This window comes from Clavibacter sp. VKM Ac-2873 (assembly GCF_015351075.1).
Taxonomy (GTDB): domain Bacteria; phylum Actinomycetota; class Actinomycetes; order Actinomycetales; family Microbacteriaceae; genus Clavibacter.
This window is the reverse complement of record NZ_JADKRS010000003.1, coordinates 42,316-54,421: the sequence shown is the minus strand read 5'-3', so window position 1 is coordinate 54,421 and position 12,106 is coordinate 42,316. Positions and strand designations below refer to the sequence as shown.

9 protein-coding genes are annotated in these 12,106 nt (G+C 74.2%); 5 read left to right on the top strand and 4 right to left on the bottom strand.

All coding sequences use genetic code 11. From position 1 onward, the window contains the following. Positions 1 to 2: 2 nt before the first annotated feature. Positions 3 to 1,136 carry an epoxide hydrolase family protein gene (locus tag ITJ44_RS10165; protein WP_194635156.1) on the bottom strand — a complete coding sequence of 378 codons (1,134 nt, stop codon included), beginning with the start codon at positions 1,134 to 1,136 and terminating at the stop codon, positions 3 to 5. Positions 1,137 to 1,315: 179 nt separating this feature from the next. Between ITJ44_RS10165 and ITJ44_RS10160 the strand changes: the two genes are divergently transcribed. Then, the gene (locus ITJ44_RS10160) at positions 1,316 to 2,272 is read left to right on the top strand and encodes a manganese catalase family protein (protein WP_194635154.1); all 957 of its coding nucleotides are present in this window, start codon (positions 1,316 to 1,318) and stop codon (positions 2,270 to 2,272) included. Between the two features lie 64 nt (positions 2,273 to 2,336). Here ITJ44_RS10160 and ITJ44_RS10155 read toward each other — a convergent pair whose 3' ends face one another. Continuing rightward, the gene (locus ITJ44_RS10155) at positions 2,337 to 2,825 is read right to left on the bottom strand and encodes a hypothetical protein (protein ID WP_194635152.1); all 489 of its coding nucleotides are present in this window, start codon (positions 2,823 to 2,825) and stop codon (positions 2,337 to 2,339) included. A gap of 160 nt (positions 2,826 to 2,985) precedes the next feature. Here ITJ44_RS10155 and ITJ44_RS10150 point away from each other — a divergent pair, with 160 nt between their 5' ends. From ITJ44_RS10150 to ITJ44_RS10135, 4 genes are all read left to right on the top strand, one after another. Continuing rightward, the gene (locus ITJ44_RS10150) at positions 2,986 to 3,543 is read left to right on the top strand and encodes a hypothetical protein (RefSeq protein ID WP_194635150.1); all 558 of its coding nucleotides are present in this window, start codon (positions 2,986 to 2,988) and stop codon (positions 3,541 to 3,543) included. Between the two features lie 224 nt (positions 3,544 to 3,767). Then, entirely contained in the window at positions 3,768 to 5,069 is a 1,302-nt protein-coding gene (locus ITJ44_RS10145; RefSeq protein ID WP_194635148.1) for a hypothetical protein, read from the top strand. Continuing rightward, positions 5,066 to 5,302, top strand: coding sequence for a hypothetical protein (locus ITJ44_RS10140; protein WP_194635146.1), 237 nt, complete (start codon positions 5,066 to 5,068; stop codon positions 5,300 to 5,302). Before ITJ44_RS10145 ends, ITJ44_RS10140 begins: the two co-directional genes overlap by 4 nt. 56 nt (positions 5,303 to 5,358) lie before the next feature. Next, positions 5,359 to 7,797, top strand: coding sequence for a phosphoketolase (locus ITJ44_RS10135; protein WP_194635144.1), 2,439 nt, complete (start codon positions 5,359 to 5,361; stop codon positions 7,795 to 7,797). Between the two features lie 32 nt (positions 7,798 to 7,829). On the opposite strand, the gene ITJ44_RS10130 is transcribed toward ITJ44_RS10135, so the two are convergent. Both ITJ44_RS10130 and ITJ44_RS10125 read right to left on the bottom strand, forming a co-directional pair. Then, complete coding sequence (locus tag ITJ44_RS10130) at positions 7,830 to 9,644, bottom strand: carboxypeptidase regulatory-like domain-containing protein (protein WP_194635142.1); 1,815 nt, start codon at positions 9,642 to 9,644, stop codon at positions 7,830 to 7,832. Between the two features lie 173 nt (positions 9,645 to 9,817). Continuing rightward, complete coding sequence (locus ITJ44_RS10125) at positions 9,818 to 12,091, bottom strand: carboxypeptidase regulatory-like domain-containing protein (protein ID WP_194635141.1); 2,274 nt, start codon at positions 12,089 to 12,091, stop codon at positions 9,818 to 9,820. Between the last annotated feature and the right edge of the window lie 15 nt (positions 12,092 to 12,106).

The window sequence follows — 12,106 nt, the reverse complement described above, 5'->3', positions numbered from 1 at the left end:
CGCTACCGCAGCATCCGCAGGAACGCCGCGATGTCGTCCGCCAGCAGCCCCGGCTCCTCGTGCGGCGCGAAGTGGCCGCCGCGCGGCATGGTCGTGTACCTGACCACGTCGTAGGTGCGCTCGGCCCAGCTGCGCGGCGGGCGCGCCAGGTCGTGCGGGAACACCGCGACGGCGGTCGGCACCTGCACGCGCCCGACCGGCGCGATGCGTCCGGAGCCGTCCTCGAAGTACGGGCGGAGCGACGTGCCGATGGATCCCGTGAACCAGTAGAGGGAGGCGAGCGTCAGCAGGTGGTCGTCGCTGAAGGCGCGGGACACGTCGCCGCCGCAGTCGCTCCACGCGCGGTGCTTCTCGAGGATCCACGACAGCAGGCCCACGGGCGAGTCCTGCAGCGCGGGCGCGAGCGTGAGCGGACGCGTCCGCTGCTGGTGCTGGTACCCGCCCTCGGCCGCATCCCATGCCCGGGACTCGGCGAGGTGCGCGCGCTCCTCGTCCGTGAGCGTCGCCTCGTCGAGGTCCTGCGGCGCGGCGACCGCCATCAGGTGGATCCCCGCGACCGCCTCCGGGTGGCTCTCGGCCAGCCGCGACGTGATCCCCGCGCCGAGGTCGCCGCCGTGCGCCGCGTACCGCGGGAACCCCAGCTCCTCGGTCATCAGCCGGTGCCAGAGCTCGTGGGTCCGCTCGTCGATGCGCGGCCGTGGCGGCGAGAGCGGGAAGCCGGGGAGCGCGGGCACGATCACGGTGACGGCGTCGGCCGGGTCGCCGCCGGAGCGTGAGGGCGACGACAGCCGCTCGGCGAGCGGCACGAGCTCCAGCGCGGAGCTCGGCCAGCCGTTCGTGAGGACGATCGGGAGGCCGCCGGCGGTCCCCGCGCGCTCGGCATCGAAGCGCAGGTACGAGATCGGCGTGCCGTCGATGTCGGCGACCGCCCAGGGCAACGCGAGGATCTCCCGCTCGCGCGCCCGCCAGTCGAACCCGTCGGCCCAGACGGCGGCGAGGCGACGCAGCGTCGCCGGGTCCGTCCCGGCCTCCCACGCGTCGACCGGCCACTCCGGCACCCAGCGGGTGCGGCGGATCCGGTCGCGCAGGTCGTCGAGGTCGGCGTCGGTGACGTGCAGGGGGAGCGGGTGGGTCATGCGGATCCTGACGTCGGGGCGGCCGGGCCGCACGCCTCCATCCTGCCGCTCCGTCCGCGGGCGTCGCCTACCTCGTGCGCGCCCTCCTGGCAAGCCCCCCGTGGATCCCACACGCCGCTCGGCGCCCGGAGCACGGTGGAGGCGCGGCGGTTTCGCCGCATGAAGAAATAGGAGCACCTATGTACTTCCACGCACAGACCTGGATCAACGAGATCGCCGACGGCGAGCCCGACCCCGCCGCCGCCAACGCGCTGCAGGAGGGCCTCGGCGGCCAGTTCGGCGAGATGCGCACGATGATGCAGTACCTCTTCCAGGCGATGAACTTCCGCGGCGCCGCGGCGAAGCCGTACCGCGACCTCATCCAGGGCATCGGCACCGAGGAGATCAGCCACGTCGAGCTCATCGGCACGACCATCTCCCGTCTGCTCGACGGCGCGCCCGAGTACAGCGGCAAGCTGACCGACCCGCTCGACCCCCCGGGCAGGGGCGGCGCGACGCCGCTGAGCATCGCGCTCGACCACGGCAACATCCACCACCACCTCGTGGGCGCCCAGGGCGCGCTGCCCGTCGACTCGGCGGGCAACCCGTGGAGCGGCAGCTACGTCTACAACTCCGGCAACCTGCCGCTCGACCTGCTCTACAACGTCATGCTCGAGTCGACCGGCCGCCTGCAGAAGTGCCGCATCTACGAGATGACCGACAACCCCGTCGCCCGCGCGACCGTCGCGTACCTCATCGTCCGCGACCAGGCGCACGAGAACGCGTACGCGAAGGCGCTCGAGACGCTCGACGTCGACTGGGGCACGCTCCTGCCGATCCCGAAGACCAACGCGGAGCAGTTCCCCGAGGTCAAGAAGCTGGTGGACCTGGGGCTCCAGAGCACGCAGTACAGCTTCGACCTCGACGGCAAGAGCGAGGCCGGCCGGATCTTCCAGGGCGCGTCGCCCTCGAAGGACGGCACCGACCTCACCGCGACCGAGCAGGCGCCCGTCGGCGTCCCGTCGACCATCGCGCCCGAGCGGCTCGAGGAGTTCGCGCCTGGCCTCGACAAGGACCTGATGGCCCTCATCCAGGAGACGGCCGAGCGCGAGCTCGCCGACATCGAGGCGTTCTACGGGCCGACGAAGACGGCGTGATCCGGGTCCGTCGATGCACGCGGCGCCGTCTCCCGCTGGGGGCGGCGCCGTCGGCGTGCGGGGACTAGCCCGGGACGACCGAGAACGCGGTGACGGGCGCCGCGCAGCTCGCGTCGGCCGGGCAGGCGGGGGCGGGGTAGTCGTCGAGGCCGACGCTCGCACTGCCCGTGGGGAAGTCGTCGGGGAGCCGGATCTCCGCGCGGAGGGGCTCCTCCGCGTCCGCGGGGACGGTGGCCCGCACGGTGGCGGAGCGGTCGTCGACGGGGACCGCGCTGATCCGCAGACCCTCCGGCGGGACGACCACCGCGCACACGCCGGGGAAGGTCACGGTGATGACGTCGCCCGGCGACGGATCCTGCGGCTCCACCGCCAGGATGGGCACGCAGCGTCCGCCCTCCGGCGGAGCGTCGCCCGAGGGCGGCGTCGAGCACGCGGAGAGCGACGCGACCAGCAGCCCCGCGACCGCGGCGGCGACGATGCGCGAGCGCCGGCGGTGCGCCGCATCGGCCCGGCGCGGGCGCTGCCGTCTGCTGCCGTCGTCGGAGTCCGCCATGCCGCCATCCTGGGGCGGATCGGACCGCGCGGGTGCTGCAGCAGGCGATCGTGACGGATCCGATGCGTGGCGGGCGCGGCGCCGCCGCCCCGCGCCCCCCCCCCGGTGTGGGGCGGCCGCGCCGCCCGCGACCCCGCGCCCGCGCTGACAGGGTGGGCGCATGGACATCGCCATCGCCCAGCAGGACGTCCGCCGGGTCTACCGGCACGGAGCGGTGGGGGAGGTCGCGACGGCCCTCGTGTGGTCCGCCTCCGCCGTGGTCGCGACGGCCGGATCCGCCTCCGTCGCCCCCTACGTCCTCTTCCTCGGCGGCATGCTGATCTTCCCCTTCACCACCCTGGGCCTCCGGCTCCTCGGCGGACCGGCCGGGCTCCCGAAGGGCCACCCTATGGCGGGGCTCGCCTTCCAGACCGCGATGCAGGTGCCGTTCGGGATGCTCGTCGCCCTCGTGCTCGCGGCCGTGGACCCGTGGCTCTTCTTCCCGGCGGTCATGGTGATCGTGGGCGCCCACTACCTCCCCTTCGTCTTCCTCTACGGGATGCGCTCCTACCTCGGGCTGGGCGTGCCCATGGTCGTCGGGGGCGTGCTCATCGCGACGCTCGCGCCCGGGCTCTCCGTGGCCGGCGCGTGGGGGACCGTGGCGCTGCACCTGGCGTACGCCGTCGTCTCGCTGCGGCGCGGCGCGACCGCGCAGGCGGAGGCGGATCAGCCGCAGTAGGCCGCCAACTCGCTGATCGGACCCGGGGCCACGTCCGGGTGGGCGTCCGTGCGGACGGCCCGACCGGATCGTCGAGCACGGTAGGCGACCTCGTCCGCGCTTGCGCGGATCGCGCGGATGCTCCTCAGGGCACGCGATCCACACGCCGCGCACCATCCGCGAGGGGCAGGCCGGTGATCCCTCCGAGGGACGCCTCCGTCCCGCCGGCTCCGTAGCGTGAGGGGATGGGGATGCGGATGGGGATGCGGACGCGGCGACGGGCGGCGTCCGCGCTCGCGGCGGTCGTGATCCTCGCCACCGCGCTGAGCGGGTGCTCGTGGCTGCCGCAGCCGCCCGAGTCCGCCGTCACCTCCTTGGAGGCGATGCGCGTGCGGCTCGCCGCGGTGGACGGGATCGCGGACGTGACGACCGGTCTGAGCCCGAGGGGTCACGGGTTCGCCGTGGAAGGGTGGACAGCGCAGGTCGACGCGACCGCGGACACCCCCGATCCCGCCGTCGCCGCCGCCGTGCGGGACGCCCTGGGCGACGGGGTGACGCAGGCGGAGCTCGTCCTGTCGCTCGCGCTCCCGGCCGGAGACGGGACCGCCTCCGTGACGCTCGATGCGCGGGACCCGGCGTCCGTCGACCTCGGGGAGGTGTGGCGGCGGATCCCCGGCGTCGCGTCGGTGCGCCTCGGGAGCGGCGTCCGCTCCGTCGAGCTCCAGGAGGGCCCGACGTTCGTCGCGGAGGCGGACCTCCTCCGGCCGGCCATCGCCGACGGCGCGGTGACGGTCCGGCGCGGCACGACGAGCGTCGACGTCTCGGCGATCGCACCCTCCCCCGCCGTCCTCGGACTGGTGGACCGGCTCGATGCCCGGCCCGACGTCACGGAGGTCTCCGCCTCGCTGGGGTCCGCGCAGGTGCGCGGCATCATCTCGGTCGAGACCGAGGATCCCGCGGGCGTGGCCGCCGTGCTCTCCGCGACGCCCGACGAGGCCGCGGATGCGGGCACGGCGCCGCGGGTGGTCTTCCTCGTCCGCGTCCCGTACTCCGCGGACGCGGACGCGGAGGCGGAGATCACGGGCTGGCTCGGCCTGCCGCTCGGGTCTCCCGCGCCCGACGACCTCCCGGATCCGCCCCCGTCCGCGACCCCGACCGCCCCGCCGTCGCCCGCGCCGCCTCCCGTCCTCGTCGACGTCGCCGCGCAGGAGGCGGGGGTGCGCGCCTTCCTCGAGGCCGCGGCCGCCACCGCGGGCGTGCCCGCCGACGTGACCACGGTCGCGACGCAGTGCGAGGACGGCTCCGCGGGGACGCAGGCCACCGGCAGCGTGCTCATCCCGGTCTTCACCGTGATGGACGACCCGCAGGTCCCGTTCGACGCGATCACCAGGTCGTGGACGGACGCCGGATTCGTGCCCGGCGGCCACGCGATGGGCCGGGACTACTGGACCGCGGGCGACGGCCGCGCCGACGGGGTCGCCTCGGCGAGCATCCGCGGCACCGCCGAGGGCCTCAGCCTCTCCGCCGAGTCGGTCTGCGTGGGGTGACCGGCACCCGCGCGGCCCTGCTCGCGGGCTGCACGTCGGTCGTGGACGTCGGTGGCGGTCCCGACCCCACGCCGGCCGTCGTGGAGGGCGAGCGCACCTCGGTGGAGTCGCCCGCGTCGCCCGAGCCCGTCGCGCCGACGGACGGCGACCCGCGGTCCCAGGCGCAGGGCGAGATCGCCTCCGTGGTGGGCGCGCTGAGGGACACCCGCGGAGGCGCCGCCCCTGTGCGCTGACTGACCGGATCGCGCGACCCCCGGACACCCGCGAACCCTCCGCCGTAGGCTGATGCATGGCCTCCGACACCGCACCCCGAGACCCCTCCGCGCCCCTCTACCTCGATGTCGTCGACGGCTGGTGGCGCGCCGCCAACTACCTCTCCGTCGGCCAGATCTACCTGCTCGACGACCCCCTGCTCGAGCGCCCGCTCACGCGCGACGACATCAAGCCGCGCCTGCTCGGGCACTGGGGCACGACCCCGCTGCTCAACTTCGTCTACGCGCACCTCAATCGCGCGATCATCGAGCGCGACCTCGACATGATCTACATCGCCGGCCCCGGCCACGGCGGCCCGGGCATGGTCGCGAACGCGTACCTCGACGGCACGTACTCGGAGCTGTTCTCGGCCGCGACGCCCGACCGCGACGGGCTCCGGCACCTGTTCCGCCAGTTCTCGTTCCCCGGAGGCGTGCCGTCGCACGCGGCGCCGGAGACGCCCGGATCCATCAACGAGGGCGGCGAGCTCGGCTACTCGCTCGTGCACGCGTTCGGCGCGGCGCTCGACAACCCCGACCTCGTGGTCTCCTGCGTCATCGGCGACGGCGAGGCGGAGACCGCGACGCTCGCCTCCAGCTGGCACCTGAACAAGTTCCTCGACCCGGAGTCGGACGGCGCGGTGCTGCCGATCCTCAACCTCAACGGCTGGAAGATCGCGAACCCCACCGTGCTCGCGCGCATCCCGGAGGAGGAGCTGCTGGCGCTCTTCACCGGTTACGGCTACTCCCCGCGGATCGTCTCGGGCGGCTTCGACGGCGAGGACGTCTTCGCCGTGCACGAGCGGTTCGCGCTGGCGCTCGCGGAGGCCCTCGACGACATCAGCCGGATCCAGCTCGCGGCCCGCACGGGCGGCAGCGAGGAGCGCCCGGCATGGCCGATGCTCATCCTCCGCACGCCCAAGGGCTGGACGGGTCCGAAGGAGGTCGACGGCAAGCAGGTCGAGGGCACGTGGCGCGCGCACCAGGTGCCGCTCGCCGGCGTCCGCGACGACCCGGACCACCTCCGCCAGCTGCAGGAGTGGCTCGAGAGCTACCGCCCGCACGAGCTCTTCGACCGCGACGGGCGCCTGACGCCCGCGCTCCAGCCGAACCGCCCCGAGGGCGACCGGCGGATGAGCGCCAACCCGCACGCGAACGGCGGCCTGCTGCGGCGCGACCTCCGGCTGCCGCCGCTGGAGGTGAACGCGATCGACCTGAGCGACGGCCGCGGCGTCATCGCCGAGCCGACCCGGGTGCTGGGCGGCTGGCTGCGCGACGTGATCGCCCGCAACCCGCTCGACTTCCGGATCTTCGGCCCCGACGAGACCGCCAGCAACCGCCTCGACGACGTGTACGAGGTCACCGCCAAGGCCTGGCAGGGCGAGGTGCTGCAGGTGGACGAGCACCTGGCGCACGAGGGCCGGGTCATCGAGATCCTCAACGAGAACATCACGCAGGGGCTGCTCGAGGCGTACCTGCTCACCGGGCGGCACGGGCTCTTCACCTCCTACGAGGCGTTCATCCACGTCGTCGACTCGATGTTCAACCAGTACGCGAAGTGGCTCGAGTCGAGCGCGAAGGTGGAGTGGCGGCGGCCGGTCGCGTCGTTCACGTACCTGCTGTCGTCGCACGTGTGGCGGCAGGACCACAACGGGTTCTCGCACCAGGACCCCGGCTTCCTCGACCACGTCGTGAACAAGCGCGCCGAGATCGTGCGCGTCTACCTGCCGTTCGACGCGAACTCGCTGCTCGTGACGATGGACCACTGCCTCCGCGGCACGGACCTCATCAACGTCGTGATCGCCGGCAAGCAGCCGACCGCGAGCCTGCTCTCGCTCGAGGAGGCGCGGGCGCACGGCGCGCGCGGCGTGGGCGTGTGGGAGTGGGCGGGCACCGAGGTGGCGGGGCTCGAGCCCGACGTGGTGGTCGCGTGCGCGGGCGACATCCCGACCGTGGAGGCGATGGCGGCGGTGCAGATCCTCAAGCGGGAGATCCCGCAGCTGCGCGTGCGCTTCGTCAACGTGGTCGACCTCATGCGACTCCAGGACTCGACGCAGCACCCGCACGGTCTCGACGACGGATCCTTCGACGCCCTGTTCACGCGCGACAAGCCCGTGGTGTTCGCGTTCCACGGCTACCCGTCGCTCATCCACCGCCTCACGTACAAGCGGCACAACCACGAGAACATGCACGTGCGCGGGTTCGTGGAGCAGGGCGGGACGACCACGCCGTTCGACATGCTGATGCTCAACGACCTCGACCGGTTCCGGCTCGTGATGGACGTGATCCGCCGCGTGCCGCACCTCGAGACCACCTACGCGGGCCTCTCGCAGCGCATGGACGACGAGCGCATCGCGCACCGCGTGCACACGCGCCAGCACGGCGAGGACATGGCCGACGTGTCGGGCGCGGAGGGGCTGCCGTTCGCGGATCCGTCGCGGCAGACGGCGATCGACACGGGGGACGACAACGCCTAGGCCGTCCCCGGGATCGGACGGGGACGGCGCGGTCAGCGCGCGGCGGGCGCCAGGCGGGACGCGGACGAGCGCGCGGTCGGATCCTGCGCGAGCTGCACGTAGATCGCCGGCAGCTGCGTGTCGAGCTGCGCCGTGTAGCGCGTCGCGGTGGCGAGGCTGCCGTCGCCTCCCGCCCATCGCGGGAGCTGCCGCGGCGTCTCGCCCGCCGCGGTGACGTACACGACGTACTCGCCGGGCGTGATGCCGTTGATGCTGAAGCGGCCGTACTGGTCGACGAACGCGACGAGGCCGGTCGTCGGGGCCACGCCGTCCACGGCCGCGGCCACGGGGACGAAGCGCACGGACGCCGCGGGGGTGCCCACCCCGTCCGATCGGTAGATCTGGCCCTTCGCGCTCGCCCCGCGGGACAGCTCCACGTCGATCCCGGTGAGCGCCGTGCCCCACTGCGTGACCGTGACGGGCGTCGCGCTCGCCCTGTCGTACGCGTCCGAGTACCACTCGCCGATGATGCCGCGGGAGTCGCCGCCGGGAGTGCCGACCTGGATCAGGTAGTCGCCGGGCTCCGCGCTCGAGAGGGTGTACCTACCCTGCGCGTCCGTCGTCGTGGAGTCGATGAGCTGGCCGTCGTACGTGCGATAGCCGCCGACGGAGAGTCCCTTCGCGGGGACCCCGCCCGTCGTCGTGACCGTGCCCTGGATGGTGGCGTACCGCTTCAGGACGACGTCCACGCGCACGGTGCCGTCGGCCTGCACCGCGAAGGTCTGCGCCCGCTTCACGTCGTTCGTCTGCCCGTAGTACTGGTAGAGGTACTTGCCGCCGATGTTGAAGAAGGCATGGAGCCGGTACTCGCCGGGGCGCACGCCCGAGAAGGCGAACGCGCCGCCGACGACGCCGGAGACGAGGCCGTCGCTGAACTCCTGGGGCGCCGGCTCCAGGTAGATCTCGCCGGAGGACACGAGGTTGGCCGGATCCACGGAGTCGAGGTAGATGTTCCCGACCACCTTCCCGGTCGACGGCTGCTCGGGGAGGTCGACGCCCGCGGCCGCGACCGGGGGCGTCGCCGCGCTGGTGCGGGTGGCGGGCGTGATGCCGGGGGCGCTGCCGGTGACCGTCGCGGTGATCCGCTTCCCGGCGTCCGCGTCGACGGGCGTGTAGGAGATGGACGTCGCGCCCGCGACGGCGACGCCGTCCACGTACCAGGCGTAGGCGAAGGCGGTCGGGCGCGGGGTCCACACGCCGGCGACGGCGCGCAGCGGGCGGCCGACCTGCACGTCGCCGGTGATGACCGGGTCGGAGGCCTCGGTGAAGGGGGTCGTGGCGACCGGGGGTGTGGGGTCGGGCGTGGGGTCCGCGGTCGGTGCCGGGGTCGGGTCCGGCGTCGGGGTCGTGGGCTCGGGAGTGGGGGCGGGCGGCGTGGGCGTCGTGGTGGCGGGCGCGATGGCGGCGGTCGGCCCGCTCGATCGCGCGAGGGATGCGTACCCGCCCCGGCGCGCCGTGACGGTCAGGTCGATGCGCGCGCCGGCGTCCGCGGCGGTCAGCTTCAGCGTGGAACCGGTGGCGCCCGCGATGGCCACGCCGTCGCGCCACCAGCGGTAGCCGAAGGTCGTGGGCTTCGGGGTCCAGTCGCCGGTGACCGCGGTGAGCGTGGAGCCGACGCGCAGGGTGCCGGCGATGGTCGGCTTCGGCGACGCGGTGAAGGCGGGCGTGACGCGGGTCGCGCTCGCGGTGGTGCTGGCGCTGGTCCGCGCATCGGCCGCGGTGGCGGATCCCGCGATGCCGGCCTGCGCGGACAGGACGAGCGAGAGCGACAGCAGCCCGATCAGAGCGCGTCGACGTGGTGCGTGCATGGATCCCCCGGTCCGGCGCCGCCGACTGCGGTGCCCGCTGCATGCCTACCGCGCGGGGAGGTCGGCTGTCGACGTGTCGCGCGGAACGGGGGCGCGGCGGACTTGCCCCCGACGCCGCGACGCCGCCACGACCGGGTGCGGTCGTGGCGGCGTCGGCGGCCGTGCGGTCCCGGCTAGCGGACCTGCGGCGCGCCCGTCGACGCGCCCGTCGGGGCGACCGCCGGGGCGGAGCGGATCGCGAGGGGCACGTCCTTCCCCGCGGGCACGACCAGCTCGGAGCGGTCGGCGCCGGTCCCGCCGTCCCACCATCGGGACGACGGCACGTAGTCGCGGAAGTACGTCACCTGCACGCGGTAGGTGCCGGCGGGCACGGAGTCGAGGAACTCGTCGCTCCCCGGGAAGACGAACGCGGTCCTCTTCGCGGTGCCGCCCTGGAACAGGGTGACCTGGGCGTAGTCGGACCACCCGGCCGCCGGCGTCCCCGAGATCGAGGCGGTCACCGAGGAGGTCACGACGAAGCGCGCGTCGACGGAGGGGAGGTCGGCGCGGCGCGTCGCGGTGTAGACCGTCGCCGAGGCGAGCGATCCGCTGCCGCCCAGCCACTGGGATGCGTACGAGGGAGCCTCGGAGCGGTCGGCCGCGACGAACACGTAGTACCGGCCGGGCAGGATCCCGGTGATGCGGAACCGGCCGTTCGCGTCGGTCGACGCGCCGCCCACCGTCCGCGGGTCGGCGCCCAGCAGGGCCGCCGCCTCGGGGACGACGTAGACGCTCGCGCGCGCGTAGGGCGATCCGTCGGGTGCGCGGACGAGCCCGGAGAGCCGGGACCCGGCGTCCAGCGTCGGGTCGACGCCCGTCACGGCCTGGCCCCAGCCCACCGTGAAGCGCGTGGCCGCGTTGCGGTCGTCGGTGTCGCTGTACCACTCGCCGATGACGCCGTCCGGGTTCGTGAACGGGGCGGTGAAGTGCACCTCGTACTGGCCGGGGGTCAGCCCGTCGGCGAGGAAGCGACCGGCCGCATCCGTGGTCGCGCCGGAGACCTCGCCTCCGTGCACCCGGAAGACCTCGACCTGGGATCCGACCGCCGGGCTGCCGTCGGCCAGGGTCGCGGTGCCGCTGATGGTCGCGTAGCGCTTGAGCACGACGTCGAGCCGCACGGTGCCGTCGGCCTGCACGGTGAAGGTGCGGCCGTCCGTGACGCCGTCCGCCTCGCCGTAGTACTGGTACAGGCGCTGCCCGCCGACCGTCACGTCCACGGCCAGCCGGTAGTCACCCGGCAGGAGTCCCTCGGCGCGGAAGGCGCCGTCGACGATGGGCGATGAGGTGGCCTCGGCCGCTCCGACGCGGAACGGGGTGACCTCGCCGGAGGAGATCAGGTTGCCGGGGGCGACGGAGTCGAGGTAGACGCGGCCGACGATCGTGCCGGTCGCCGGCACGGGCGGCGGGGTGGTGGCGGCGACGACCGCGGCCGTGCGGGCGCTCGTCCGGGCGGCGGGGTTGTAGCCGACCGCGCTGCCGGTGACCGTGACGGTGATGCGCTTGCCGATGTCCGCGGCGACGGGCGTGTAGTAGGCGCCCGTGGCGTTGGAGATCGCCTCGTCGTCGGCGAACCAGCGGAACTCGAAGGTCGGGTCGGGGCTCCAGGCGTTCGGCATGGCGCGCAGCGCGGTGCCGACGACGGCCGATCCGGTGATGGTGGGGACGGCCGTGGTGAGCGTGCCGCGGCCGACGGTGGACGGCGTCGGCGCGCTCATGCGCACGGTGGTCGCGTAGCCGTCGCGGTACCCCGCGACCGACACCGACAGGGCGCGACCGAGGTCGGAGTAGGTCGGCGTGTAGGTGGACGTCGTGGCATTGGTGATCGGCTTGTCGCCGACGAACCACTGGTAGGCGAAGCGCGGCGACGGGCTCCAGGTGCCCGGGACGGCGGTCAGCGGGCTGCCGATGGTCGCGGTGCCCGTGATGGTCGGGACGGGCGCCGCGGTGAACGGCAGGGCGGCGGGGGCGGCCGTCACGGCCGCGGTCGGGCCGCTCGAGCGGGCGAGCGACGTGTAGCCGCTCTTCGTCGCGGTGACCGTGACGGTGATCCTCTTCCCCTGGTCGGCGGCGACCGGCACGTAGCGGGCGTCGGTCGCGCCCGAGATCGCCACCCCGTCGCGCCACCAGCGGTAGGAGAAGGAGTCGGGCGCGGGGGTCCACGTGCCGGTGACCGCGGTGAGCGGCGAGCCGACCTGCGCGGTGCCGGTGATGGTGGGACGCGGCGACGTCGTGAAGGCGGCGGCCTTCGCGGCGACGGGGGCGGATCCGCGTGATGCGTCGGGGGCCGCGGACGCGGCGGGGGTGGGCGCTTCGGCGGCGGATGCGCCGGAGGCGATCCCCACCTGGGCGGAGGCGACGAGCGCCAACGAGAGGAGGCCGACGACGGCCCGACGACGTGCAGATGACATGACTCTCCTGGATCC

Excerpts from the sequence above, each read along its gene's own strand:
- ITJ44_RS10165 (WP_194635156.1), bottom strand. The coding sequence starts at position 1,136 with ATGACCCACCCGCTCCCCCTGCACGTCACCGACGCCGACCTCGACGAC.
- ITJ44_RS10135 (WP_194635144.1), top strand. The coding sequence starts at position 5,359 with ATGGCCTCCGACACCGCACCCCGAGACCCCTCCGCGCCCCTCTACCTC.
- ITJ44_RS10160 (WP_194635154.1), top strand. The coding sequence starts at position 1,316 with ATGTACTTCCACGCACAGACCTGGATCAACGAGATCGCCGACGGCGAG.
- ITJ44_RS10155 (WP_194635152.1), bottom strand. The coding sequence starts at position 2,825 with ATGGCGGACTCCGACGACGGCAGCAGACGGCAGCGCCCGCGCCGGGCC.
- ITJ44_RS10125 (WP_194635141.1), bottom strand. The coding sequence starts at position 12,091 with ATGTCATCTGCACGTCGTCGGGCCGTCGTCGGCCTCCTCTCGTTGGCG.
- ITJ44_RS10130 (WP_194635142.1), bottom strand. The coding sequence starts at position 9,644 with ATGCACGCACCACGTCGACGCGCTCTGATCGGGCTGCTGTCGCTCTCG.
- ITJ44_RS10145 (WP_194635148.1), top strand. The coding sequence starts at position 3,768 with ATGGGGATGCGGATGGGGATGCGGACGCGGCGACGGGCGGCGTCCGCG.
- ITJ44_RS10150 (WP_194635150.1), top strand. The coding sequence starts at position 2,986 with ATGGACATCGCCATCGCCCAGCAGGACGTCCGCCGGGTCTACCGGCAC.